A 24,697-nucleotide genomic window follows, 5' to 3' on the forward strand; every position below is an offset into this window, starting at 1 on the left:
TCTTTGCCGTCTGATCTGGCGCAATGGTAGCGTGAATAAGTAAGCTCAGGCACGCCATCCGACACCACCGCAGGCGAAACTTCCCCCATGCTAAGATGGCCATCCGGCGCCCAGGCGCCACGACTTAGCGGATCTTGCATGACCCCACTGACAGCGGCCGAAACCTATTTGCAGGACTTTCATCAAAGGCAAGTGGGTGCGACCAGCGCCGCGTTTGCCCATCTGCCAGCCAGCTCCCCCGCCGGCAACTGGGCCTCGTCCTACGAAGTGCTGACCAGCCTGGTACCGGCCGTGGACACACCATTGAGCGTGCTCGACCTGGCCTGCGGCGACGGCCATCTGCTGGGTTTGCTGGCGGCCAGGCGGCAACCCCGGCTGCAACTGTTGGGCGTCGACATGAGCCAGAGTGAACTGGCCGCCGCGCGCGCCGCCCTGCCCGCCTCCGTGCGGCTGCTGTATGGACGCGGCCAGGCGCTCGATCTGCCGTCGGCCAGCGTCGATTATCTCGTCTCGCACATGGCGCTGATGCTGATGGACGACATCGAGCAAGTCGTGCGGGAAATGCGCCGCGTGCTGCGCCCCGGCGGCCAGTTCGCGGCCATCGTCGGCCGCACTTTCTTGCTGGGCGAAGTCAACGAGGTTTTCATGCGCGTGTTCAAACCGATCGCCAGCACCGAGCTGCCGCCGCTGCGCTTCGGCGACCGGCGCACGGGATCCGAAGCGGGATGGCGCGAGCTGCTCGATGGCAGTTTCGCAGACGTTGAATTCGACAACATCGACGTATCATGGACGCCTACGCCGGATGAACTGTGGACGGCCCTGCTGGATACCTACGATATCGACCGCCTGCACGACGGAGCCAGGCAGCGCCTGCGCGACGCGTTCATGGACGCCGTGGCGCCGCTGCAAGCCGGTGACGGATTGATCGCCACCGGCTGGGGGCTACGCGCCGTACGCGCTCGGGCAGCAGCCTGAACTCCCATCGTCGCCAGTGACTGTCCGCATCACCTGAAAAAGGCCGCGATAGTGGCTGCCACGGCGCGCAGCACTGCTACTGTCCATTGCAGGTTTGCTGGCAGGCGGACCGTTCGGCGTTGCACTCTGCTTGAGCGGTACCGCCTGCAATGCAAGCCCGCCATTCGGCAGCGCAGGCGCTATAGCAGCTTGCAAAGGCTGGCGTCGCAGTCACCGCCAGACCGAGACCTGACGCAAAAAGAAATGCAGCGAGCTTTTTATTCATGGTGTTCTCCAAAGTTGGATGGCTGATGAATCCCTGCGCGCGCCATCCACTGGCGCAGGGCCACATACACAGGTATGTCGGGTGTCATCGCAAGCTGGCCGTGCGTCAGCGCGAAGTGAAAAGTCCTGCGGCCGCCAAAGGATACTGGAGCACCGCCAAATCAAAGCCGTTCATCTAAACGCGGCGTGCCCCAGCTGATAGCCAGACCAGCAGCCAGAATAATGGCGCGCATCGCCGCCAATTTCCGATATTTTGAAAACATGCAAGAATTCTCCTCGCGAAATATGAGTCCATAATCAGCTCGCCATTATTAATTGTCAAGATAATTCAATTCATTTAGCACCATCGGATAATTCCTCATGCAATGACAAATACAGCCGCGATACGGAAACGGTTCCGCCTTGCTTCATTTCAAATCGGCAGAATTGGAAGGTTTATTCAGTCATGCCGGCTGCTGCTGTCGCATGGCAGAGCGACGGCAATGACTCATTGTCTGGCAAGCGCAAGAAAACAATGCGCACATGATACGAATATCATCACTGTTAATATCAATGGAAACTTACTCTTTGTCATTATCGACAGTTAAGTCTTCATAATCAAATTCACAAAATAAAACAAAATTAATAAAAATATATTTATAAAATTTCCAGTTGAATAAAATCCAGCAAAAATAAACCGATGAGCACAAAGCACCAGATATCGCATTCCCGTTCGGTGTTCAAGAAAAGTGATTCATCAGAGGGGAAACGCCGCACTCAATGCCTGCCAGTTTCTTATCCGGGCCAGGGAATCAGTACTTTAAAAATCAGCGCTCCGGCAACAAGCACTCCGTGCGCCGGGAAAAATCTTTGCCCGGCGCACGGTATAATCGGCCTCGCTTACTTCAACACCCAGGCACGACATGACTTCCTCCGCACTTCCTCCCGACACTTCCACCGACATCTCCGACAGCAGCGAAGACAATAACGACGCCACCCTCGTCGCGGAACTGGGGGAACTGGCCGAGCATATCCGCCTCGTCAAGATGGAAGGCCGCGTCTTCGTGCGCTTTTCCGGCGTGGTCAAGGCCGGCCACCTGGTGGTGCCGTATGCGCTCGTACCAAGCCAAGGCGTGCTGGCGCGGCCGGCCAAGTGGCGCAAGATGGACCGCGAGGCCAAGCTGGCCCTCGTGCGAGAACGGGCCAGCGCGGCCGTCTTCGAGGAGCTGCGCCAGCACGTGATCGATTTCGTCGCCGATATCGCGGGCCTGAGCGAGGATGTGGACACGGACCCGATGGTTTTCCTGCACACACTGGCCGACATGCAGACGTCGGAGCCGGCCGGCATGGTGTTCGACCGCATCCGCCAGCGCTTCCATCACGCCATCGAACGCCAGCAGGAAGAACAGCACGCGGCGCGCACGCGCCAGAGCATCAACCTGGCCGAATACCCCGCCTCGTTCGAGATGGCGCGCCGCCTGCCGCGCCGCTTCGTCGCGCTGCTGGGTCCCACGAATTCCGGCAAGACGCACCGCGCCATGGAAGCGCTGGTCAAGGCCAAGAGCGGCATCTACCTGGCGCCATTGCGCTTGCTGGCCCTGGAAAACTACGAACGCCTGCAGGAAGCCGCGCCGCATGGCAAACCGCTGGCCGTGAGCCTGATCACGGGCGAGGAGCGCCGGGTCGTCGACGGCGCCACGCACGTGGCCAGCACGGTGGAAATGCTGGACACGAAAACCGTCGTGGAAGTGGCCGTCATCGATGAAATCCAGATGCTGGCCGACCCTGACCGGGGCGCCGCGTGGACGGCGGCCGTCTGCGGCGCGCCTGCCCACACCGTGTATCTGGTGGGAGCCCCCGAAGCGCGGCGCGCCATCGAGGCGCTGGCCGAGCGCCTGGAATGCCCGCTGGAAGTGCACGTATTAAAACGCATGGCGCCCCTGTCGATGGAGCCGACGGCCGTGCGCAAGGTGCGCAACCTGCGCCGCGGCGACGCCGTCATCGCCTTTTCGCGCCGCGAAGTGCTGATGTGGCGCGACATGATCACGGAAACGGGGCTGTCGGTGGCCACTGTCTACGGCAACCTGTCGCCCGAAGTACGGCGCGCGCAGGCGCAGCGCTTCCGCGACGGCACGGCCGATATCGTCGTCGGCACGGATGCGCTGGCGATGGGCTTGAACATGCCGATCGCGCGCATCGTCATGACCACCTGCGTCAAATACAATGGCCGCGAAGAGGAAGAGATTTCGGCCGCGCTGGCGCGCCAGATCGCCGGGCGCGCGGGCCGCTACGGCGTGCATGAAGAGGGACTCGTGGCCGGCTACGACAACGAGACGCATGAAGTGATGCGCGCGCTGCTGAAGGAAAAGCTGCATCCGCTGAACACGAGCGGCTTTGCCGTGGCACCCTCGCTCGAACATCTGCACCGTATTTCATCGGTGACGGGCGAACTGTCGCTGTCAAAACTGCTGCGCCGCTTTATCCACAATATCGACGTGCCGGACGGCTTCTTCTTTCCCCGCATCACGGAAGACCAGAAGGAGCGCGCCGTCTGGCTCGATACCCTGCCCCTGTCCGTGGCCGACAAGTTCACCCTGTCGCTGGTGCCGATATCGAGCAAGGTGCCGTCCTTGCAAACGGCGTGGGAACACTGGGCGAAGAATCTGTCGCAGGGAAAAGTCAGCACCTTGCGCCAGCATGCGTACGGCGGCGGCACGCAGAATCTGCAGCAGGTGGAAGACACTTGCCGCTACTACTCGGCCTATGCGTGGCTCAGCTACCGCCTGCCCGAATTCTTCCCCGATATCTCCGTGGCGCAAAACCTGTCGCGCGACGCGTCCGAGCGGGTCGACTCCATCCTGCGCGCGCACAATGCGGCGTCGCGGGGACGCTCGAAGAAATTCAAATAGGCGTAAAAAGTAAGCGTCAACCGAGGGGCCAGAACCAGACCTCGCCGCAGTCCCAGTAGCACTCGGTGCCGCAGATTTTCACGCCGATGGAGGGCAGCAGGATGTCGATATGCCCGCCCGCGCCGCCCAGGTAGCCTGGAATGCGGAAGAAGGCGACGAGGCCCTGGCGCTGGCCGATGCCCTCCATGGCCGCATCGCTGCTGAATTTTTCGGGCACGCCGAACATCGATGGGCTGGCCAGCATGTGCGACAACTTGGCCTGTCCCGGTTCGATCAGCGCGCCCTTGAATGGGCCCCTGCGGATGGCCATGCGGCCCTTGACCTTCACGCCGGCCTTGATCAGGGCCAGGCTGACGCGGATGGCGCAGGTGTTGGCAAAGCTGTCCTTGCCGATCAAGTCTTCCCAGCCGATTTCGCGGAACAGGGCCGCCTGGTCGACGGCCGCCACGCTCGCGTAATTTTCACGCAGATTGATGAATGCAGGTTTCACGCCAGCCTCCCGTTGCCCCTGGTCGACAGGGAACATCAGGCCGATTGTAGGAGGATGCGGCAGCCCCGCACTGAGCGAGGTCAAGCATTGGTCCGGTATGTCGGGTTAGGCCAAAGGCCGTAACCCGACAACACCAATAAAGCCAACAATGATGTCGGATTACGCGCGGCGTTGCCCCGCTAATCCGACCTACACGTACGAGACCGGTGAAAGTTATGGTTTGGCCACCTCGTAATGCAACTTGAGCACCAGCCCATTATGGTCGTCGGCCATATAGATATCGCCATCCTGCCCCAGCTTCACGTCGACGGGCGCGCCCCTGCCCTGCTTGCCCTTGCGCTCCCAGTTGCCGATCAACTCGACGGACTTGCCCAGCGGCGCGCCGGCCTTGTCGGGCAGCAGGGCCACCAGACGGTGGCCGTTGCTGCGGTAGCCGTGGTAGCCGATGATCAGGCTATTCTTGTACAGTTCTGGGAAGCGGCTGGCCGTATAAAACGTCATGCCCAGCGGCGCGGCGTGGCCGGGCAGCAAACGCTGGGGCGCCACGTATTGGGCGGCGCAAGCCGTCTTCGGGTATTCGGGGCTGGCGACGTTATCGTCGTAGCAGTACGGCCAGCCGTAGTGCCGGTCGGCCTTGATCAGGTTCAATTCCTCGTGCGGCAGGTTTTCATCGCTTTTCAGTTGCGGCATGGCGGCCTGGATGGCGTCGCGCGCGTTCTCCGCCTGCCACAGCTCGCCCGTCGCAGGATGAAAAGCCAGCGCCATCGAGTTGCGCAAGCCGCGCGCATGCGTGCGCCAGCTCGTCACCGTGCCGGCCGGCCAGGCCATCGTGTATTCGCGGATGGCGCCCAGCGCTTCCGGACCTTCCGCCGAAGGGCAGGCCTTGGCCGGATCGGGCGCCTTGCCATCGTTCTCGCAATGGTCGGTACTGGAACCCACGTTCACATACAGGTCGCCCTTGGGGCTGAAGCGCATGTTCGTCAGCAGGTGCAAACCGAGGCCCGGCAGGCGCGGCGTCTTGGACGTGCCGCCGATCACGTCGGTGAGCTTGCGGGTGGTGTCGCGCAGGTCGAAGCGGAAGATGCGTCCCACCTCGCCCACATAGACCATGCCGTCCGGTCCCTGCACGATGCCGTTCGGGCGATCAAGCTTGTCGAGCAGCAGCTTGCGCTCATAGCCGGCGCCGGCCGCCTTCGGCTGCAACAGCCACAATTTTCCCTGCTTCGGCGCCCATCCCGTCATGTCCGTGACGAGGATGTCGCCATTCGTCAGCGGCAGCACGCCACGCGGGAACTTCAGGCCATCGGCCAGCACGGCCACGCAAAAGCCGGCTGGCGTGGTGACGTCGAGGCGGGGCATGCTGTCGCACTGGGCGCTTTGCGCCGCCATGGCGGGAGCGAACGCAGCGGACAGGCAGGCGGCCAGGATGATCTTGTTGTTCATTGCGGTCTCATTCCATCAAGGGTAGTCGGGGCAGTACGGCGCGCGCGTTGGCGCGGGTGGCAACGGCCACGTCGGCCAATGCCAGGCCGCGCAGCTCGGCCAGCACGGCGCCGATGCGCGGCAATTCTTCGGGGCTGTTGCGTCCCGGGTGGACCCAGCTGGGGGAAATATCGGGCGCATCCGTCTCCAGCACGATGGCATCCAGGGGCAATTCCGTGGCCATGCGGCGTATCTGCAGGGCGCGCGTAAACGTCATGGCGCCGCCGAACCCCAGCTTGAAACCCAGGTCGATATAACCCTGCGCCTGCTGGAAGCTGCCATTGAAGGCATGGGCGATGCCGCCGTTCGGGCGGATCTGGCGCGCGTGCTTGAGGACGATATCCTGCGAGCGTCGCACGTGGGCCAGCACGGGCAAATCGAAATCGCGGGCGATTTTCAACTGCTCGCGCAAAAAATGCTCCTGCTTGACGCGCATGGCCGGTTCGCACAGCATGGGGATGAAGAAATCGAGGCCGATTTCGCCGATGGCGACAAAACGCGGGTCATTCATGGCCAGCGCCACGGCTTCGCGCAGGGCGATCAAATCGTCGTCCGTGGCATGCGGCACGTAGATCGGGTGGATGCCCAGCGCATAGCAGGCGTTGGGCGCCGCTGCCGCCATGTCGCGCACGATGGCGAAATTGGCCCGTTCGATAGCGGGAATGACGATCATGCCCACGCCCTGCTGCTGCGCGCGCGCCGCCACCTGCAGCGATTCGCTGCCGAATTCATGCGCGTCGAGGTGGCAGTGCGTGTCGATCCACAGCATGGCGGTTCCTTAGTATTGCTCAGTATTGATAAGGTTGCAGCCCTTCGTCCGTCAGGCGCAGCACGCGGTCGCAACGCTTGGCCAGCTCGATATCGTGCGTGACGATGACGAAGGCCGTGCCCAGGGTGCGCGACAGTTCCAGCATCAGGTCGAAAATCTGTTCGGCCGTGGCGTGATCGAGATTGCCCGTCGGTTCATCGGCCAGCACGCAGGCTGGCTGCGTGACGAGGGCGCGGGCCAGGGCCACGCGCTGGCGCTCGCCGCCAGACAATTCACCCGGAGTGTGCGTGACCCGCTTGGCCAGATTCACGCGCGTGAGGATCTGCTGCGCCAGCTCGGTGGCGGGCGCACGCTTCATGCGCCGTATCATCAAAGGCATGGCGACGTTGTCGAGTGCGGAAAACTCGGGCAGCAGGTGGTGGAACTGGTAGACGAAGCCCAGCGAGGCATTGCGCAAGTCGCCGCGCGCCTTTTCGCTCAGATTGGCGAAATCCTTGCCCAGCAAGGTCACCTTGCCGCTGGTGGGCGTATCGAGGCCGCCCAGCAGGTGCAGCAGGGTCGATTTGCCGGAGCCGGAAGCGCCGACGATGGCGACGCGCTCGCCGCGGTGCACGTCGATGTCGATGCCAGCCAGCACCTGCACCTTGTAGCTGCCCTGCGTGAAAGTCTTGCCCAGGCCGCGGCAGGAAAGGACGGCGGAATCGGCGGAAGCGCCGTTGGAGGCAGGTTTGTTCAGATCGGTCATGGTCGTAGTCAGTGGTTTATTCATAGCGCAGGGCTTCCGCAGGTTTCACGCGGGCAGCCCACCAGCTTGGGTACAGGGTCGCCAAAAAGGCGAGGATCACGGCCAGCACGCCGATCTTGGTGACGTCGGGCCAGCGCAGGTCGGACGGCACGGTGCTGATGAAATAGATGTCCTTAGAGAGGAACTGCACGCCCAGCAAATGCTCGATGAACGGCACGATGACGTCGATGTTCATGGCCACCAGCACGCCGCCGCCCACACCGAGGATCGTGCCCAGGATGCCCACCAGCGCGCCCTGGATCATGAATATCTTCATGATGGAACGGGGCGAAGCGCCCAGGGTGCGCAAAATCGCGATATCGGCCTGCTTGTCCGTCACCGTCATCACCAGGGTCGAGACCAGGTTGAAGGCGGCCACCGCGATGATCAGGGTCAGGATGATGAACATCATGCGCTTTTCCGTCTGCACGGCGGCAAACCAGTTGGCGTTCAGCTTCGACCAGTCGCGCAGCCACAGGTCGCCCGGCATGGTTTTTTTCAGTTCCGCCGCCACTTGCGGCGCCTGGTTCATGTCGGCCAGACGCAGACGCAGGCCCGATGGGCCGTCAAGGCGCAGCAAACGCTGGCCATCCTCGATATTGATGAAGGCCAGGCCCGCGTCGAATTCATTGTGGCCCGCCTGGAAGATGCCGCTGACGGTAAAGCTGCGCATGCGCGGCAGCACGCCGGCCGGCGTGACCTGGCCCTGCGCCAGCATCAAGGTGACTTTTTCACCGAGGTTGACGCGCAAGGCGCGCGCCAGCTCGATGCCCAGCACGATATTGAAGGTGCCCGGCTGCAGCGCCTTGAAGCTGCCCATGCGCGTCTGGCCGGCCACGTCGGACACGTTCGGCTCTTCCTCGGGCAGCACGCCGCGCACGATGGCGGGGCGCAGCGCATCGTCGCGCAACAGCATGCCCTGTGTTTCCACGAACGGCGCGGCGCCCTTCACGGCTGGATTTTTAAAAGCTTGCGCAGCTTCCGCGCGCCAGTCCGGCATGCTGCCGCTGTTGTCGAATACTTCCACGTGGGCCAGCACGGACAGCATGCGGTCCGTCACTTCCTTCTGGAAGCCGTTCATCACGGACAGCACGACGATCAGCGCCGCCACGCCCAGGCCGATGCCGGCCATGGAAATGAGCGAGATAAAGGAGATAAAGCTGTTGCGGCCACTGCGCTTGCCGGCCCGCGTGTAGCGCAGGCCGACCAGCCATTCGAAAGGAAGATTTTTTAACATGCTCATTGATTCGTTATTTCTCAGGGATCTGACCCGCCGGGTCTGACCCCGACAGTTTGTTGATCAGCCAACTATTCATACCGCAAGGCCTCGGCCGGCTTGACACGCGCGGCGCGCCAGCTCGGGTAGATAGTCGCCACCAGTGCCAGGCCAAAGGCGATCAGGCCGATCTGCGCCACGTCCAGCCAGTGCACGTCGGACGGCACGGCGCTGATCTGGTAGATTTCCTTCGAGATGAAGTGCAGGCCGAAGATGCCTTCGATGAAGGGCACGATGACGCCCACGTTCAGCGCCAGCACGACGCCGCCGATCACGCCCAGGGCGCTCCCCAGCAAGCCGACCAGCGCGCCCTGGATCATGAAAATCTTCATGATGGAGAATGGCGAGGCGCCCAGGGTGCGCAAAATCGCGATGTCGGCCTGCTTGTCGGTGACCGACATCACCAGGGTCGAGACGAGGTTGAACGCGGCCACGGCGATGATCATGCTGAGGATGATGAACATCATGTTTTTCTGGCTTTGCACCAGCGCATACCAGCTGGCGCTGGCGCGCGACCAGTCGCGCATCCACAGCTGGCCCGGCATCGACGCCTTGAGTTCGCGCGCCACCTGCGGCGCCTTGTTCATGTCGTGCAGGCGCAAACGCAGGCCGGACGGGCCGTCGAGCTGCAGCAACTGCTCCGCATCCTGCATGTTGACGAAGGCCAGACTGCCATCGAGTTCATTGTGGCCCGCCTCGAAGATGCCGGCTACCTTCAGCGCGCGCATGCGCGGCATGACGATGCCATTGGCCGGATCGCCCGCCCTCGGCTCGCGTTCCAGCATCAGGGTGACGTTCTGCCCCACTTTCACGTCGAGCGCCTTGGCCAGGTCGATGCCCAGCACGATGTTGTACGAGCCTGGCGTGAGATCCTTGAAACTGCCCTGCTTCATCTGGCTCGCCACGCTGGACACGGTGGCTTCCTGCTGCGGCAGCACGCCGCGCACGACGGACGGGCGCATGGTTTCGTCGTTGAGCAGCATGCCCTGGGTTTCCACGAACGGCGACACGGCCTTGACTTGCGGGTTGGCGTAGGCGGCGCGTTCCTGCGCCTGCCAGTTCGGCATGGAGCCGCTCGTATCGAACACCTCGACGTGGGCCAGCACCGACATCAGGCGGTCGGTGACTTCCTTCTGAAAGCCGTTCATGACGGACAGCACGACGATCAGGGCGGCCACGCCCAGGCCGATGCCGGCCACGGAAATGAGGGAGATGAAGGAAATGAAGCTGTTGCGGCCACTGCGTTTCCCGGCGCGCGTATAGCGCACGCCGACCTGCCACTCGAAGGGAAATTGTTTGATGATGCTCATGCGCTCCCGCGACAACGATGATATGCGAGCGCGCAGTGTGCCACACAATGGGCATTTCATGCATCAAGTCTGCGTGATCCATGTGTGAAACCGCGCACGCCTGCCCTATTTTGCCTCCTGCGCCAGGCCAAACACGGCCAGCAGCCGCCCCGCCAGTGCATATTGCCGCATCTGCGCCAGGGTCAGACGGTGCAGCTGGTCGCTGCGCCGCTGCTGTATCGTGAAGTAGCTGTCGCGCGTCTGGATGACCTGCTGCAGGTTGCGCCGGCCCGCTTCGTACTGGATGGTCCCGCCGCGCACGACGAAGGCCATCTTCTTTTCCTGTTCGTCGAGCAGGGCCAGGGTGCGCTGCGCATTGGCGATGCGCGGCAACATGCTGGCTAGGTCGGCGCGCGTGCCCTGCTCGGCGCGCGCCACGTCCGCCTCGGCCGCCTGGGCGCGGCTGATGCTCTCGTCGCGCTGCGCCAGGCTGCCCCCGCCCAGCGGGAATTCCCAGGAGACGCCCACCGACCAGCCCCGCTGCTGGATGGTCGACGGCGGCGGCGTGGTCTTGTTATTCAACAGGTGGCTGACATTCAGGTCCACTTTTGGCGCCAGGGTGGCCGCCACGCTGCGCACGCGCAGCTGGGCCGCCGCCGCCCGCTCGCGCGCGGCGCGCAATTGCGCCTGCTGCGTGTCGGCGTTTTCCAAAGCCTGCGCCGGCAGCGGCGCGAAGGCGAAATCGGCAAACTGCGCCACCGGCTCGAAGGCCAGCGCTTCGAGCTTGATGCGCGCCGCCTGCTGGTCCGTGAGCAAGCCGTCGTGCACCAGTTCCGCGTCCAGCTGCGAGCTTTGCGCCAGTTCGCGGTCCACTTCCGACGCTTTGCCCAGCTCCGCCTGGCGCGTCACCTGCCGCACCAGCTGCGTCACGTCGCGCAGCCGTTCCTGCGACTGCTGCAGGCTGCGCTCCAGGCGCTGCATGTCGAAATATGCTTCGGCCAGCTTTTCCGCGCTGTCCGCGCGCGCGCGCTCCACGTCGAAAGCGGCGCCCGCCATCTCGCGCTCGGCCGCATCAAGTTCGGCGCGGTCGGCCCCGCCGTTGTACACATTCCAGCGCACGCTCGCTTCCACCTGGTGCGTGCGGCGCTCCACGTCCAGGGTGCCGTCGAGGTCATTGCTGCGCCCCCGCGTCGCCTGCAGCGCCGCCGTCGGGAACAGGCGCGAGCGGGCCTGCTTGTAGCGCGCTTCGGTGGTGGCCAGCGCCGCCTGCGCCGCCACCACCTGCGGATCGCGCGGCACGGCGCGCGCCAGCAAGGCGGGCAAGCCGCGTACGGACTGCGCCTGGAAAGCGGCCGGTGGCGTGGACTGGGCCGTTTGGGCCTCCGCGTTGGCGCAGGCGAATGCCATGCAAAGTAAAAAAGTGCGCATCACCGCTCCTGCAGGGAAGACTGCAAGCCGCGCAGCACGGGCTTGAACACATATTGCAGCACCGAGCGACGCCCCGTCAGGATGCCCACGTCGACGGGCATGCCGGGCGTAATCGGCAGCACCTTGCCGTGCGCCGTCAACTGGCTGCGGTCGGTACTCAGCTGCACCTCGAAATACGGCTCGTTGCGTTCATCGGGAATCGCATCGGCACCCACGCGCACCACCTGCGCCTGCATGCGTCCATAGGTGGTGGCGTCATACGCCAGCACATTGGCCGAGGCGCGCTGCCCCACGTGGATGAAACCGATGTCCGACGGCTTGACGCGCACGGAGATCAGCATTTCCGAGTCGGCGGGCACGATTTCCAGAATAGGTTTGCCTGGCTGCGCCACGCCGCCGACGGTGGCCACCAGCACGCGGTTGACGACGCCGTCGACGGGCGCCGTCACGTCGCGCCGGCTGACCTGGTCCTGCTGGCCCTTGACCGTGCTGGCCAGGGCGCCGGCCTTGGTTTCATATTCGCTGCGCTGCGCGCCCCACTGGCCGCGCATGCGCGCTTCCACTTCGCCAGCCTGCGCCTGCGCCTCGGCCAGGGTGGCCGTCAGGCGCGGCACGGAGGCGCGCAGGCCGTCGAGTTCCGTGCGCTGCTGCTGTACGCGCTGCTGGGCATTCAGGTAGTCGCCGCGCGACCCGGCGCCCTCCTTGAACAGCCGCTCTTCGATCGACAGGCTTTCCAGGGCGATTCTCAAGCCCGTGTCGAGTTGGGCGATGCGGCTGTGCGCCTCGGCCAGCTCACCGCGCCGGCGCGTCACGCCTTCGCGCGCGGCCGCCGTGGCCGACGCGAATTCGCGCTGGCCGTCGCGCCACAACTGCGTTTCCTTGGCGATCAGCTCGGGCGCTTCCTGCTGCCATTCCGGCGCAAACTGGGGCGTGCCACCGGACAGCAGCGCGTCGAGGCGCGCCCTGCCCGCCAGCGCGGCCAGGCGGTTTTGCACGCTGGCGCCTAGGTTGGCTTCGTACTGGGCCGTGTCCAGGCGCAGCAGCAAGTCGCCGCGGCGCACGCGCTGGCCCGGTTTCACCAGCATTTCACGTACGATGCCCCCTTCCAGGCTTTGCACTTCCTGCAGGTGCGACGGCGGCGTGATGGCGCCACGGCCATTCACGGACACGTCGAGCTGGGCGAAGGTGGCCCAGGCCAGCACCAGTACCAGCAATACGGCGATCAGCGCCAGCATGCGCAGGACGATGCGCTGCGGTTCGCGTTCCGGGTCCGGGTGGGCCGCCGGCAGAGGACGGGCATTCAGGGCGCTCATGCCGCCACTCCCTGTTCCGCCGCGGGCCTGGCCGCCTGGTTATTGAGCACGCGCATGACCTCATCGCGCGGGCCATCGGCCACGATGCGCCCCTTGTCGAAGACGATCAGGCGGTCCACCAGCGCCAGCATGGCCATGCGGTGGGTGACCAGCACGATGGTCGTGTCTTTCAAGGTACGCAGCCGGGAGATCAAGCGCTGCTCGGTGGCCGGGTCGAACATGCTGCTCGGCTCATCGAGCAGCAGCATGCTCGGTTTCGCGAGCAAGGCGCGGGCCATGGCCACGGCTTGCCGCTGGCCGCCGGACAGGCGTTCGCCCCGCTCGCCCACTTCCGTCGCCACGCCGTTGGGCAGCTGGGTGATGATGTCGTCGAGGCAGGCCAGGCGGATGGCGTCGAGCAGGCTGGCGTCGTCAGGCTGGCTGCGTCCCAGTTCGATGTTTTCGCGCAGGGTGCCGTGGAACAGCGTCACGTCCTGCGGCACGTAGCCGATCTGGCGGCGCAGGCTCAAAGGCTCCAACTGGGTGCTCGCCAGGTCGTCGAACAGCACGCTGCCGCTTTGCGGGCCGTACTGGTTCAGCAGCAGGCGCAGCAAGGTGCTCTTGCCGGAACCGAGCTTGCCGATCACGCCGACCCGTTCGCCGGGGCGGATATGCAGATTGAGTTTATCGAGCAGCGGCGGCGAATTCGGGTAGGCAAAGCCCACTTCGCGAAATTCGATGCGCCCGGACAGGGGCGGCGCCTGCAGGCTGGCCGCGTCGTCATCGGTCGGCGCTTCCATGATTTTATTGAGGGCGTGGTAGGACAATTTGGTCTGCTCCCAGCGCATGATCAGGCCCGCGATCTGGCTCACGGGCGCGAGGGCGCGGCCCGTCAGCATGCTCACGGCGATGATCTGGCCCAGGGTCAGCAGGTGCTCGCCCATCAGCAAGGCGCCCGTGGCCACTACAGCCACGCCGGACAGGGCCAGCACGGCCGTGTTGATGTAATTGACGCGGCTGACGATTTCGCGCGTCTCGACGCTGTTGGCGGCGATGGCCACCGTCAGGCTTTCCCACTTGCGCCGGCTCCACGCTTCGGCGCCCAGCGCCTTGATGGTGTCGAGGCCATTCATGGTTTCAAACAGGTGCGCCGTGCGCTGCGCGCTTTCCTGCATCGAGGCGGCCACGTGGCGCGCCAGGGCCGCGCGCGAGGCAAAGGCCACCAGCAACAAAATCGGGATGACAGCCAGCGGCACGAGCACGAGCCAGCCGCCGACCAGGGCGATCACCAGCAGGAACAGCAGCAGGAACGGCAAGTCGCCCAGGGTCGTCAGGGTGGTCGAGGCAAAGAATTCGCGCACGGATTCGAAATCGCGCACGGTATTGGCCAGGGTGCCGCCGGAAGCGGGCCGGCTGGCCGCGCGCAGGCGCAAGCACTGGGCAAAGATGTTCGACGACAGCGCCACGTCCATGCGGCGCGACGCCGTTTCCACCAGTTCACCGCGCAACAGGCGCAGGGCCAGCTCGAAGCCCGTCAGCACCACGACGGCGATCGTCAGCACCCACAGGCTGGAAGTGGCATTGTTCGGAATCACGCGGTCATACACGGCCATCGCATAGAACGGCACCAGCGCGCCGATGACGTTCAGCACCAGGGTGCCCAGCAGGGCCCAGCGGAAGACCCAGCGGTTGCGGTTGAAGACATCCCAGAACCAGCGCCCCGCCACCGGCATGCTGTAGAGCAAGCTGCGCTGGTCGAAAAACAGTACGGGCCGCACGGCCACCCAGCGTGCGTCGGGCACTTCCTGCGCCAGCGCGGCCGCGTCCAGCCAGGCACTGCCTTCGATGCCGGGCACGTGGCATTCATATTTGCCATCAGCAATAGACAGTATCACCAGCGCCTGCCCCTCCCTGTTGAGCAGCAAGGCCGGCATTTCCGTCGGGCGACGCGGCGTGCCTGCCGGCAACGCGGTGCCGGCCAAGGTGGCTTGCGCCAGCGCCTGGTCGAGGAAATCGGCGGCGGCCGGGCTGGCCTGGGCCGCCACGCTGGCGCGCAGGCGTTCGGCCTGCACGGCCACGCCGAAAAAGCGCGCGAGGAAGACGATGGCCTCGGCAAGCGCATGGGTAGACATGCCGGCGGAAGCGGTGGAAGTGTCGGGGGGTGGGGTCATGATGGATTCACAATAAAACGCTGCGGCGCGCCGGTCGGGCGCGCCGCAGCGGGAACGCTATCGCTTGCGCGATGAGCGATGATTAATTCAGCGCGGAAGCGCCCTTGCGGCGGCGCGCCATGAAGCCCAGCAGGCCCAGGCCCGCGACCAGCATGGCCCACGTTTGCGCTTCCGGCACCGGCGACACGGAAAGCAGAGTCTGCGAAGCCGGGTTGACGCTGCTCAAGCTGGTGTAGCTGTACAGGTTCTGGATGGCGCCATTGCCCGTTGCCACGCCCAGCATGGTGTTGGCCTGGCTGACGACGGCATTGCTCAGGCTTTTGAAACGCAGGTCGCCCGTCAGCAGGTTCGTGTTGTCGTTATTCAATTCCCACAGGGCCAGCTGGAAGGCGGCGGCGCTGTTGGCGCTGGTCGACACATTCGCGACGGACGAGGCGTAATAGCCTTCATACAGGCGCTTGACGGCATCGCTGGCGGCGAAGACGCCGCTGCTGTAGCTGTTCGAACTATTGCTCAGTGCGACATGGGGATCGAGGCAAAACGCCAGGAAGGTGTTGCTGTCGTACTTGACTTCCCACAAGGTCGGCGAGATGGCGCTGCCCGAGCCGAAGGCGCCGCCGGCAGCCGTAAACAGGCTGACGCTGTGCGAATCGACGACTTGCAGGTTGGAGGCGGCCAGGGCGCTGCCGCTGGCAAGGGCGAACGTGGCGGCGGCGATGGCGCCGCGAACGAACAGGTGCATGGATTGTTTCATCGTGGTTTCCCTATTTCTATTATCAAGTGTGCAAAAAAAGCATGGAAAGCGCCGGCGCCCCGTGACGGGCGCGCCGGTGCGGCATTGCCGGGCAGGATTACGGGCCGGCAAGGGACATCAGGCAGCCATTTCCTGGGGCTGGGTATTTGCGTGGGCCATGGCGCGACGCAAGAGGTCGGCCATCTCGCACTGGGCCTGGGCTTCGGCAGCCGGGGCGACGGTGGCAGCCTGAGCGGCAGCGACCGTGTTGACCGTGCCATCCTGGCCCAGCACCACGTCGAGCGTGCTGTCGTCGCGCAGCAGGTCGGCCATGCTCGGCAAGGCCACGCCGGCGGCGGCCGCATCCTTGGCGTCGACGTTGAAATACACGTCCGTCATGTCGACCGACTTGCCGTCGGCCAAGGTGGCGCTGCTGCGTTCGAGGTGCAAATTGCTGTTGGCGTCGAGGAAAGGCAGTTCCGTGTAGCTGACCGTCAGGCTGGCCACGCCGGCGTCGTGCAGCGACATCAATTCACCGTCGTCCGTCACGCCGTTGCTGTTGGCGTCGCGCCAGATGCGCAATTCCGCAAACTTGTCATCGTGCGCATCGACCACGCCGTCGCCGTTCGAGTCATAGCTGGACAGCTTGGCAAAGCCCGTGCCCTTTTCGTTGCCGCCGAACAGTTCCGAGATATTGTCGATCTTGCCATTGCCATTGCTGTCGATAGCCAGCAAGCCATCCTGGGCCGAGACCCAGCCTGTCTGGATGGCGTTGCCCGTGCCCAGCAAGTCGAAGCTGCCGTGGAAGTCGGCACGGGCAATCGTGTGCACGCCGTCACCGTTGAGGTCGATGACGATGGGCGTGATGGCCGCATCCCAGCTCATGTCGTTCTGGCCCGACGCCAGTTTCAGGATGTCCGTGTAGACCACGTTGCCCGTCGTGCCATTGCTGTTGACGTCCGAATCGATGTTGTCGTTGGCCCCCACGTTCTTCGCGCCCCACTTCCACGTATCCATGGCGTAGCCGGCGTGATACACGCCCGACTTGTCGAACTTGAGCGAATAGCTGCCCGGATCGAGGTTGCTGAACAGATAGTTGCCGTAGGCATTCGTATAAGTGGTGGCCAGCAGCACGCCGCTGCCCGAGTACAGTTGCACCTTGATGTTGGCGATGCCCGCCTCGTTGTAGTCCTGCACGCCGTCATGGTCGGCGTCGCGCCACACCTTGTCGCCCAGGCTGGCCTTGCGGTAAATGCCCGCATCCCAGCTCATGTCGTTCTGGCCCGCGGCCAGGTTGATCAGGCCCGAGCGCCCCGTGCTGACATCGACGTCGGAATCGGCCGTGTCAACGCCCACATTGGCCTTGGTGTAGTAAAAGCCCGATGGACGGATGACTTCCACCTTGTAGCTGCCGGCCGCCAGTTCGCTGAACAGGTAATTGCCGCTGGCGTTCGTCGTCGTCGTGGCGATGACCTGGTTGTACGTATTGAGCAGGTTGACTTTCACGCCTGCCACGCCCAGTTCACCCGCCTCCTGCACGCCGTTGTAGTTCTTGTCTTCCCACACGCGGTCGCCGATGGAGGCCGTGTTGAGTTTCACCAGGCCCGCATCCCAGTCCAGCTGGGTTTCGCCCGACTTCAAGGTAGCCCACGTGGTGGTAAAACCGGTGGCCGGATTGACATCCGAATCGGTGGCGTAACCGCCGATATCGGCCTTGGTGAAGCCATAGCCGGCAGGCGGCACGAAGCCCAGGTAGTAATTGCCTGGCACCAGGTTGCTGAACAGATAATTACCGCTGGCATCCGTGGTGGCGCTGGCCACGACGGCGCCTTGCTCGTTGTACAGGTTGACTTTCACACCGCCCACGCCCGCCTCGCCCGCATCCTGCGTACCGTTGCCGTTCGCATCGAACCACACGCGGTCGCCGATGGACGCCGTCTTGTACAGGCCGGCGTCAAGGTCCTTGTAGTTCTGTCCGGCGGCGACCGTCACCTGGCCGCTGTTGCCCAGCGTATTGATGTCGCTGTCGAGCGCATCGTTGCCGCCCGCATCCTTGACCGTCGTCAGATAGCCGGCTGGCGCGACGACGGCAATCGAGTACGTGCCGGGATCGACGCTGAAGTTGTAATAGCCGGTGGCGTCCGTCACGGTCGAACCGATCACGCTGCCGGCCGCGTTTTTCAGCTGCACGGTGACGCCGCCGATGCCGGACTCGCCCGCATCCTGCACGCCATTCATGTTGCTGTCATGCCAGACACGGTCGCCCAGGGTCGCTGGCAAGGCCACGATGCCGGCATCCACGCTGTGATTGCTGTCGCCCGATGCCAGCAGCACTTGCGCCGTGCGGCCGTCGGCATTGGCGTCCGAGTCGCGCTGGTCGTCGCCGCCCTGGTCCTGGCCCGTGAAGGCGTAGCCGGATGGCAAGGTGGTTTTGTCGAACTGCACGCTGTAAGCGCCTGGTTTCAGGTTCGTGAACAGATAGTTGCCATTTGCGTCCGTGATGAGCGGGCTGCCGACGGCATTGCCCGACGCATCGAGCAAGGTCACTTTCACGCCTGCGGCGCCTGCTTCACCCGCGTCCTGCACGCCATTCTTGTTCGTGTCGAACCAGACGCGGTCGCCCAGCTCGGCCGTGCGGTACAGGCCCGCATCGAGGGTCAAATTGGTCTCGCCCGGCGCCAGGGTCACGGGCGCCATCTTGCCGGCCGCATCGATATTGCTGTCCTTGGCCGTGTCGCCGCCCTGGTTCGCTGCCGTCGGCACGTAGCCGGCGGGTGCCACCACGGTCACCGAATAGGTACCGGGATTGACGTCGAAGTGGTAGCCGCCGCTGGCGTCCGTCGTGGTGGAGGCGACCACATTGCCGGCCGTATCCTTCAGTTGCACGACGACATTGGCGATGCCCGCCTCGCCCGCGTCCTGCACGCCGTTGGCGTTCTTGTCTTCCCACACGAAATCGCCCAGGTGGGCCATCGGCACCTTGAAGGTCAGGTAATGGGGCGCCAGGCTCAGGTCTTGCGCATTGCAGCCAGCCGTGCCGCCATCGTCGCGCACCTTGAAACCGAGGTCGAAGTCGCCGGCCACGGTCTGGCTCGGCACGAAGACCAGGTGGCCCGCGCGGATATCGTCGATCGAGACTTCCGTGCCCACCGCCACGGCCACGCCGTTGAGCAAGACCTGGCCCGCCGTGGTGGTATTGGTGATGACGATGGACTTGAAGCCGTCGTGCTCGACGTCGTCGTGGAAGCCGAAATCGCTTTCGCTCAGCACGACGCTGGAACCGTCGACCAGGGTGAAGGTCTTGTCGGCCGCATCGGGCGCGTCATTGACGGGGTCGATGATGACTTGCAGGCTCAGCTGGACGATATCGCCATTGCCCTTGTCGATCGTCACCTGGATGGTCGAGAAGCTGCCATTGTAGTTGGCTGCCCAGTCGCCGGGACGCACGTACACGGTGTCCGCGTCGAGCATGCCGAACAGCGGCGTATTGACGGTCGATTCGGTATCGTCCGGCAACAAAACCGTGAAATTCTTGATATTCAGTTCGCCTTGCACCGCGTAGCCGGCCTGGATCAGCAGGTCGCGGATGTCGAAATTCTTGTTGATGTCTTCGCAGACATGGACCGTGGTCGACAGGTTGTAGGTAGTCATGCGGCCTCCTGACGGCATGCAACGACGGCATCAGGAGCGGAAATACGGGGGGCCAGGGCGCGATCAGCCTGGCCGCGCAAAGCGGCGAATGTATACATAGGTGGGCTTCCAAGAAGAGACTTGTTTAAAAAATGAAGCCGGCAGATCTTGTATACAGTTTCGAGGGACACAGGAGCCAGACGACGCAACCACGCAGCAGGGGGTGATTGTATTTCTGATATTTAAGTTGTCGCAATTATATCCACTATCTTTTCAAAAGCAAATTAATTTCCATCAATATCGATAAAATTTTTATAATTTTTGTGCATTTCCGGCGCCACCGGTGTTGCCATCGCAGGCTCGAAAACAGATGCGCCTTTTCGGCCCGCACCACAATCGCCTACAATCTCGGGATGAATCAACTTACCCTTGTCTTGCCCTTCGCCTTGCCCAATGCCGAACTGGCTGCCGACCTGCTCAAGGTCTTGCAGGCGCCCGCGCTGGCGGCACTGCTGTCGCGCACCTCCACTTGCAATTTAGAAACCTTTGACAACGCCAACCGCCTGCTGCCGCACGAAGCGTGGCTGGCGCACGCCTTGGCCCTGTCGCCCGCGCCCAACGGCGAAGCGGCACAGGCCGCCTTTGCCGCCCAGGCCATGCGCGGCTACGGCCTCGTGCCGGAACCGGGCGCGCGCTACTTCGTTCTGCATCCGGCCCACCTGGCCATCGCCCGCAGCCATATCAGCCTGGAAGACTTGCGCCAGCTCAAGCTGAGCGAGGCCGACGGCCGCACCCTGTTCGACACGGCGCGCCCGTATTTCGACGAGATCGGCCAGCCCCTGGCGTATGGCGACGCGGGCACCTGGTTCATGCGCGCCGACGCCTGGTCCGACTTGCAGTGCGCCACGCCGGACGCAGCCACCACGCAAGACCTGTCCGTGTGGATGCCGGAAGGCGAGCATGCGCGCGCGGCGCGCCGCCTGCAAAATGAAGTGCAGATGCTGTGGCATGAGCATCCCGTCAATGCGGCGCGCGAGGAGCGGGGCTTGAAAGCCATCAATTCATTCTGGATCTGGGGCGGGAGCGTGGCCACGGCGGCACATGCGCCTGCGCGCTGCGCCGCCAGCCTGCATACGCAGGACGCACCGGGCTGGCTGGCCGCGCTGGCGGAACCGGCGCAGCGCGATGCCAGTCCAAACAGTGTGCTGGCGGACCAATCCGAGGCGATCGTCGTGCTCGGCGGCCTGACCGAAGCGGCGCAAGCCCAGGAATGGGGCATGTGGCTGCAGCAGTTGCAAGCGCTGGAAGCGGACTGGTTCGCGCCGCTGCTGGCGGCATTGAAGGATGGCCGCCTGGGCCAGTTGCGCCTGGTGCTGAGCCACCGCGACGCCTGGCTCGATTGCACCACCAGCAAGCACGCGCAGCGCAAATTCTGGCGCGCGATTACCCTGAACAAGTTGAAAGCATCATGACCCGTACCCGCATCGCCACCCGTCCCTGCCCCTACCGCGAATCCGAATTGCTGCGCCAGGGCGGCATCCATCCCGTGCTGGCCCGCTTGTACGCGTCGCGCGGCCTGTCCGACGCGAAAGAACTCTCGATCGAGCCGAAAGACTTGATACCGCCATCCGGCTTGCTGCACATCGGCGCGGCCGGTGTCTTCCTGGCCGACGCGATTGCCGCCAAGAAGCGCATGGTCATCGTGGCCGACTACGATTGCGACGGCGCCACCGCATGCGCCGTCGCCATCCGCGGCTTGCGCGCCATGGGCGCCGACGTCGATTTCATCGTGCCCAACCGTTTTGAATACGGCTATGGCCTGACGCCGGAAATCGTCGAACTGACGGCCCGCGAAAAGTCGCCCGACATCATCATCACCGTCGACAACGGCATCGCCAGCATCGACGGCGTGGCCGAAGCGAACCGGCGCGGCATCCAGGTGGTCGTCACCGACCACCATTTGCCGGCCGACACCCTGCCCGACGCGGCCGTCATCGTCAATCCGAACCAGCCCGCCTGCGGTTTCCCCAGTAAACATCTGGCGGGCGTGGGCGTCGTGTTCTACGTCTTGCTGGCCCTGCGCGCGGAAATGCGCCGGCGCGGCCTCTTTGATGCGCAAACGCAACCCAAGCTCGACAACCTGCTCGACCTGGTGGCGCTGGGCACGGTGGCCGACGTCGTGCGTCTCGATACGAACAACCGCATCCTCGTCGCGCAAGGCCTCAAACGCATGCGCAAGGGCAATATGCACGCGGGCGTGGCCGCCTTGTTCCGCGTGGCGGGCCGCGAAGCGCGCAGCGCCACGCCGTTCGACCTGGGCTTTGCCCTGGGACCGCGCCTGAACGCGGCCGGCCGCCTGCAAGACATGTCGCTGGGCATCGAATGCCTGGTCACGGACGACGAAGGCCGCGCCTGGGCGCTGGCGCAGCAGTTGAACGACATCAATTTGAAGCGCCGCGAAATCGAGGCGGAAATGCAGGATACGGCCCTGCTGCACCTCGATACGTTCGAGCCAGCCAACAGCAGCACCATCAGCGTCTTCGATGAATCGTGGCACCAGGGCGTGATCGGCATCGTGGCCTCGCGCCTGAAGGAAAAGTTTTATCGCCCGACCATCACGTTCGCACCGGGCGCGGACGGCTGGATAAAGGGCTCCGGACGCTCGATTCCCGGCTTCCACTTGCGCGACGCGCTCGATCTCGTGTCGAAACGGGCGCCGAGCCTGATCGACAAGTTCGGCGGCCACGCCATGGCGGCGGGCTTGACCATCCGCGCCGACGCTTTCGACGCCTTTTCCAAAGCCTTCGAAGCAGTTGGCCAGGCCTGGCTCAGCCAGCAGCAGCTGGAACGGGTGGTGGAAACGGACGGCCCGCTGGAAGACGCCTACTACACGACGGCCTTCATCGAGCTGATGGATGGGCAAGTGTGGGGCCAGGGCTTCGCCCCGCCCGTCTTCTGCGACGAATTCCGCGTCGTCAGCCAGCGCATCCTCAAAGAGCGCCATTTGAAACTGCTGCTGGAAAAGAACGGCGTGCGTTTCGACGCCATCTGGTTCGGGCATACGGACGCCCTGGGCGAACGCACGCGCGTGGCATTCCGGCTCGATGCGAATGAATACAATGGCACGACGAAAGTACAACTCATGGTGGAGCACGCCGAACCTGTGTGATGGCACCGGCCCAAACCTATTGATCGCCTTCCCGACACCTCCCAATCCATGCTGACCGGCCTGAACCACCTCACCCTGTCCGTGCACAACCTGACGCGCAGCGTCGTCTTTTACCGCGACACCCTGGGCCTGCGCCTGCATGCGCGCTGGGACCGGGGCGCGTATCTGTCGGCCGGGGACTTGTGGCTATGCCTGTCGCTGGACGGACAAGACACGCCTGTGCTGGCCAGTTCCGCCTATACGCATTACGCGTTTTCCATCGCGCCCGCCGACTTCGCCCCGTTTGCCGCCCGCCTGCGCGCCGCCGGCGTGCCCGAATGGCAGCAAAACCGCAGCGCCGGCGATTCCCTGTATTTCCTCGATCCGGACGGCCACCGGCTGGAAGCCCATGCGGGCAGCCTGGCGCAGCGGCTGGCAGCCTGCCGCGCGGCGCCCTATGCCGGCATGCAATTCTTTGACGATTAAGGTGCTGGCGCGCACATTTGGAAGAGGACAGCATAAATTACAAAAAAGGAGTAATATTTATCCATAAAAGGAGTCCATCATGAATCTTGCCTACGCCTACCCCAAGAGCCGCTTCGAGCCGGCCGTGCTCGTCGACCTGAATGCCAAAGCCGAGCGCGAGCGATTGTCGCAGGCGGCCCTGAAGGGTTTTTTCAAGCTGGCCGCCGCCTGGAAACTGCGCGACGACGATGCGCGCGAACTGCTGGGCGGCTTGTCCAGCAGCGCCTATTACGAGTGGAAGAAGCACCCGGACCGCGTGCTGGAAGTGGACCGCATCACGCGCATTTCGTATTTGCTGGGCATTTATAAAGCCTTGCACATCCTGTACGGCGACAAACTGGCTGACGAATGGGTGAGTTTGCCCAACAAAAACCCCATCTTCGGCGGCCGCACGCCCCTGTCGCAGATGCTGGCCGGCGGCTTGCTGGCCATGCAGACGGTGCGCAAGCTGCTCGACGCGCGCCGCGGAGGACTGTAATCGTGCCCGCAGCCCCGAATACCCACCTGCCGCCGCTGGCCGCGCTGCGTCAGATCGACACTTGCCGGTTGATTCCCTCGCGCTTTGCCGACATGGAAGACTCCGTGCTGGCGCCGCTGGCCGAGGACGACGCGCACCTGCGCGAGCTGTTCGAGCTCGATAACGCCACCAACGCGCGCCTGGTGGCCGAGTATGGCGGCGCACCAGGAATTGGCGTGGACGAACTGGTTTTTGGCGTGCCGCACTTTCGCATCATCAACGCCGCCTACACGTATGCCCGGCCGGAAGGGGCGCGCTTCAACGATGGCGAACGGGGCGCCTGGTATTGCGCCTTCGATATGAAAACGGCGCTGGCCGAAATCATTTTCCATAAAACCGTGGAATACCAGGAAATCGACTATTTCGACGACAGCGTCAACTACCAGTCGCTGCTGGCCGATTTTTCCGCCAGCTTCCACGACTTGCGCGGCCAAGAGCGCTATGCGGCCTGCCTCGACCCGTCCAGCTACATCGCCTCGCAAGACCTGGCCGCCATCCTGCTCGAGGCCGGCTCCATGGGCGTCATCTTTCCCAGCACCCGGCTGGCGGGCGGCACCAACCTGGCCTGCTTCCGCCCTGCCCTCGTGGGCAATGTTCGCAAAGGCGCCGCCTATCGGTTAACATGGCAGGGTACGCCGATACCGCACGTGGAAGCCTTGCCAGGCAAATAAACCGCGCGCATCGGCACCCGACTCACCGCAACCTGATCTCACATGCAAACCAATCCTGAAAAAGACACCGAACTGCGCCTCAAAGTAAACAGCGAAACGGCCCGCCTGGCCTGGAGCGAACTGGAAAAGCACTTCGCCCAAGGCAATGTCGTCTGGGTCGCCGATGAACTGGACCTGGTCGAAGTGGCCGTGCGCATCTCGCACGACGACAAGGCGACCATCACGCAATGGATGGTCGATGGCAAGGTAGCCAAAGTCTCCGACCAGCAGGCGCTGGACTGGCAGGCCGCCGATAGCTCGCTATGGGCCGTCGTCGTCAGCCCGTTCATTCTGGTGCAGCAGGAAAAGCCGACCAGGCACTGATG

The 24,697-nt window shown here is 64.0% G+C and carries 20 protein-coding genes; 8 read left to right on the forward strand and 12 right to left on the reverse strand.

What is annotated here, in order from left to right; genetic code table 11:
• Nucleotides 1-138 precede the first annotated feature (138 nt).
• Nucleotides 139-975 (forward strand): class I SAM-dependent methyltransferase, encoded by an 837-nt coding sequence (locus ASN89_RS15505; protein WP_058049890.1) that lies wholly within the window; start codon nt 139-141, stop codon nt 973-975.
• 76 nt (nt 976-1,051) lie between these two features.
• Here ASN89_RS15505 and ASN89_RS28690 read toward each other — a convergent pair whose 3' ends face one another.
• Nucleotides 1,052-1,240, reverse strand: a complete 189-nt coding sequence (locus ASN89_RS28690) for a hypothetical protein (protein ID WP_138829118.1) — start codon at nt 1,238-1,240, stop codon at nt 1,052-1,054.
• A gap of 901 nt (nt 1,241-2,141) precedes the next feature.
• Between ASN89_RS28690 and ASN89_RS15510 the strand changes: the two genes are divergently transcribed.
• A complete protein-coding gene (locus ASN89_RS15510) occupies nt 2,142-4,127 on the forward strand; it encodes a helicase-related protein (protein ID WP_058049891.1) in 1,986 nt (661 codons plus the stop codon).
• Nucleotides 4,128-4,143: 16 nt separating this feature from the next.
• Here ASN89_RS15510 and ASN89_RS15515 read toward each other — a convergent pair whose 3' ends face one another.
• From ASN89_RS15515 to ASN89_RS15565, 11 genes are all read right to left on the reverse strand, one after another.
• A complete protein-coding gene (locus tag ASN89_RS15515; protein WP_058049892.1) occupies nt 4,144-4,617 on the reverse strand; it encodes a T6SS effector amidase Tae4 family protein in 474 nt (157 codons plus the stop codon).
• Between the two features lie 213 nt (nt 4,618-4,830).
• The gene (locus ASN89_RS15520; RefSeq protein ID WP_058049893.1) at nt 4,831-6,060 is read right to left on the reverse strand and encodes a PQQ-dependent sugar dehydrogenase; all 1,230 of its coding nucleotides are present in this window, start codon (nt 6,058-6,060) and stop codon (nt 4,831-4,833) included.
• Nucleotides 6,061-6,067: 7 nt separating this feature from the next.
• A complete protein-coding gene (locus ASN89_RS15525) occupies nt 6,068-6,865 on the reverse strand; it encodes a TatD family hydrolase (protein ID WP_058049997.1) in 798 nt (265 codons plus the stop codon).
• Nucleotides 6,866-6,887: 22 nt separating this feature from the next.
• Entirely contained in the window at nt 6,888-7,613 is a 726-nt protein-coding gene (gene lolD / locus ASN89_RS15530) for a lipoprotein-releasing ABC transporter ATP-binding protein LolD (RefSeq protein WP_034788536.1), read from the reverse strand.
• 16 nt (nt 7,614-7,629) lie between these two features.
• Nucleotides 7,630-8,895: a lipoprotein-releasing ABC transporter permease subunit gene (locus ASN89_RS15535; protein ID WP_046682975.1), complete on the reverse strand. Its 1,266-nt coding sequence runs from the start codon at nt 8,893-8,895 to the stop codon at nt 7,630-7,632.
• A gap of 65 nt (nt 8,896-8,960) precedes the next feature.
• Complete coding sequence (locus ASN89_RS15540; RefSeq protein WP_058049894.1) at nt 8,961-10,238, reverse strand: lipoprotein-releasing ABC transporter permease subunit; 1,278 nt, start codon at nt 10,236-10,238, stop codon at nt 8,961-8,963.
• 105 nt (nt 10,239-10,343) lie between these two features.
• Complete coding sequence (locus ASN89_RS15545) at nt 10,344-11,645, reverse strand: TolC family protein (protein WP_235501982.1); 1,302 nt, start codon at nt 11,643-11,645, stop codon at nt 10,344-10,346.
• On the reverse strand, nt 11,645-12,958 hold the full coding sequence (locus ASN89_RS15550; RefSeq protein ID WP_058049896.1) for an HlyD family type I secretion periplasmic adaptor subunit: 1,314 nt from the start codon (nt 12,956-12,958) through the stop codon (nt 11,645-11,647). The genes ASN89_RS15545 and ASN89_RS15550 overlap by 1 nt, the downstream gene beginning before the upstream one ends.
• A complete protein-coding gene (locus tag ASN89_RS15555; RefSeq protein ID WP_058049897.1) occupies nt 12,955-15,108 on the reverse strand; it encodes a type I secretion system permease/ATPase in 2,154 nt (717 codons plus the stop codon). Before ASN89_RS15555 ends, ASN89_RS15550 begins: the two co-directional genes overlap by 4 nt.
• An 82-nt stretch (nt 15,109-15,190) precedes the next feature.
• The gene (locus ASN89_RS15560) at nt 15,191-15,862 is read right to left on the reverse strand and encodes a PEP-CTERM sorting domain-containing protein (RefSeq protein WP_058049898.1); all 672 of its coding nucleotides are present in this window, start codon (nt 15,860-15,862) and stop codon (nt 15,191-15,193) included.
• Nucleotides 15,863-15,979: 117 nt separating this feature from the next.
• Nucleotides 15,980-19,492 (reverse strand): SdrD B-like domain-containing protein, encoded by a 3,513-nt coding sequence (locus ASN89_RS15565; RefSeq protein ID WP_058049899.1) that lies wholly within the window; start codon nt 19,490-19,492, stop codon nt 15,980-15,982.
• Between the two features lie 392 nt (nt 19,493-19,884).
• Here ASN89_RS15565 and ASN89_RS15570 point away from each other — a divergent pair, with 392 nt between their 5' ends.
• The 6 genes from ASN89_RS15570 to ASN89_RS15595 all read left to right on the forward strand — a co-directional run bounded on the left by ASN89_RS15570 (nt 19,885) and on the right by ASN89_RS15595 (nt 24,695).
• Complete coding sequence (locus ASN89_RS15570; RefSeq protein ID WP_046682981.1) at nt 19,885-20,943, forward strand: hypothetical protein; 1,059 nt, start codon at nt 19,885-19,887, stop codon at nt 20,941-20,943.
• Nucleotides 20,940-22,640: a single-stranded-DNA-specific exonuclease RecJ gene (gene recJ / locus ASN89_RS15575; RefSeq protein WP_046682982.1), complete on the forward strand. Its 1,701-nt coding sequence runs from the start codon at nt 20,940-20,942 to the stop codon at nt 22,638-22,640. The genes ASN89_RS15570 and recJ overlap by 4 nt, the downstream gene beginning before the upstream one ends.
• Nucleotides 22,641-22,688: 48 nt before the next feature.
• The gene (gene fos / locus ASN89_RS15580) at nt 22,689-23,105 is read left to right on the forward strand and encodes a fosfomycin resistance glutathione transferase (protein WP_046682983.1); all 417 of its coding nucleotides are present in this window, start codon (nt 22,689-22,691) and stop codon (nt 23,103-23,105) included.
• A gap of 79 nt (nt 23,106-23,184) precedes the next feature.
• Nucleotides 23,185-23,622, forward strand: a complete 438-nt coding sequence (locus ASN89_RS15585) for an MbcA/ParS/Xre antitoxin family protein (RefSeq protein WP_046682984.1) — start codon at nt 23,185-23,187, stop codon at nt 23,620-23,622.
• Between the two features lie 2 nt (nt 23,623-23,624).
• Nucleotides 23,625-24,332 carry an RES family NAD+ phosphorylase gene (locus ASN89_RS15590; protein WP_046682985.1) on the forward strand — a complete coding sequence of 236 codons (708 nt, stop codon included), beginning with the start codon at nt 23,625-23,627 and terminating at the stop codon, nt 24,330-24,332.
• Between the two features lie 42 nt (nt 24,333-24,374).
• A complete protein-coding gene (locus ASN89_RS15595) occupies nt 24,375-24,695 on the forward strand; it encodes a DUF2288 domain-containing protein (protein WP_058049900.1) in 321 nt (106 codons plus the stop codon).
• Nucleotides 24,696-24,697: the final 2 nt, after the last annotated feature.

Source organism: Janthinobacterium sp. Ant5-2-1, from assembly GCF_001445815.1.
Lineage (GTDB): Bacteria > Pseudomonadota > Gammaproteobacteria > Burkholderiales > Burkholderiaceae_D > Janthinobacterium > Janthinobacterium lividum_E.

Excerpts from the sequence above, each read along its gene's own strand:
- ASN89_RS15540 (WP_058049894.1), bottom strand. The coding sequence starts at position 10,238 with ATGAGCATCATCAAACAATTTCCCTTCGAGTGGCAGGTCGGCGTGCGC.
- ASN89_RS15520 (WP_058049893.1), bottom strand. The coding sequence starts at position 6,060 with ATGAACAACAAGATCATCCTGGCCGCCTGCCTGTCCGCTGCGTTCGCT.
- ASN89_RS15570 (WP_046682981.1), top strand. The coding sequence starts at position 19,885 with ATGAATCAACTTACCCTTGTCTTGCCCTTCGCCTTGCCCAATGCCGAA.
- ASN89_RS15595 (WP_058049900.1), top strand. The coding sequence starts at position 24,375 with ATGCAAACCAATCCTGAAAAAGACACCGAACTGCGCCTCAAAGTAAAC.
- ASN89_RS15555 (WP_058049897.1), bottom strand. The coding sequence starts at position 15,108 with ATGACCCCACCCCCCGACACTTCCACCGCTTCCGCCGGCATGTCTACC.
- ASN89_RS15585 (WP_046682984.1), top strand. The coding sequence starts at position 23,185 with ATGAATCTTGCCTACGCCTACCCCAAGAGCCGCTTCGAGCCGGCCGTG.
- fos (WP_046682983.1), top strand. The coding sequence starts at position 22,689 with ATGCTGACCGGCCTGAACCACCTCACCCTGTCCGTGCACAACCTGACG.
- lolD (WP_034788536.1), bottom strand. The coding sequence starts at position 7,613 with ATGACCGATCTGAACAAACCTGCCTCCAACGGCGCTTCCGCCGATTCC.
- ASN89_RS15545 (WP_235501982.1), bottom strand. The coding sequence starts at position 11,645 with ATGCGCACTTTTTTACTTTGCATGGCATTCGCCTGCGCCAACGCGGAG.
- ASN89_RS15560 (WP_058049898.1), bottom strand. The coding sequence starts at position 15,862 with ATGAAACAATCCATGCACCTGTTCGTTCGCGGCGCCATCGCCGCCGCC.
- ASN89_RS15535 (WP_046682975.1), bottom strand. The coding sequence starts at position 8,895 with ATGAGCATGTTAAAAAATCTTCCTTTCGAATGGCTGGTCGGCCTGCGC.
- ASN89_RS28690 (WP_138829118.1), bottom strand. The coding sequence starts at position 1,240 with ATGAATAAAAAGCTCGCTGCATTTCTTTTTGCGTCAGGTCTCGGTCTG.
- ASN89_RS15565 (WP_058049899.1), bottom strand. The coding sequence starts at position 19,492 with ATGACTACCTACAACCTGTCGACCACGGTCCATGTCTGCGAAGACATC.
- recJ (WP_046682982.1), top strand. The coding sequence starts at position 20,940 with ATGACCCGTACCCGCATCGCCACCCGTCCCTGCCCCTACCGCGAATCC.
- ASN89_RS15510 (WP_058049891.1), top strand. The coding sequence starts at position 2,142 with ATGACTTCCTCCGCACTTCCTCCCGACACTTCCACCGACATCTCCGAC.
- ASN89_RS15505 (WP_058049890.1), top strand. The coding sequence starts at position 139 with ATGACCCCACTGACAGCGGCCGAAACCTATTTGCAGGACTTTCATCAA.
- ASN89_RS15550 (WP_058049896.1), bottom strand. The coding sequence starts at position 12,958 with ATGAGCGCCCTGAATGCCCGTCCTCTGCCGGCGGCCCACCCGGACCCG.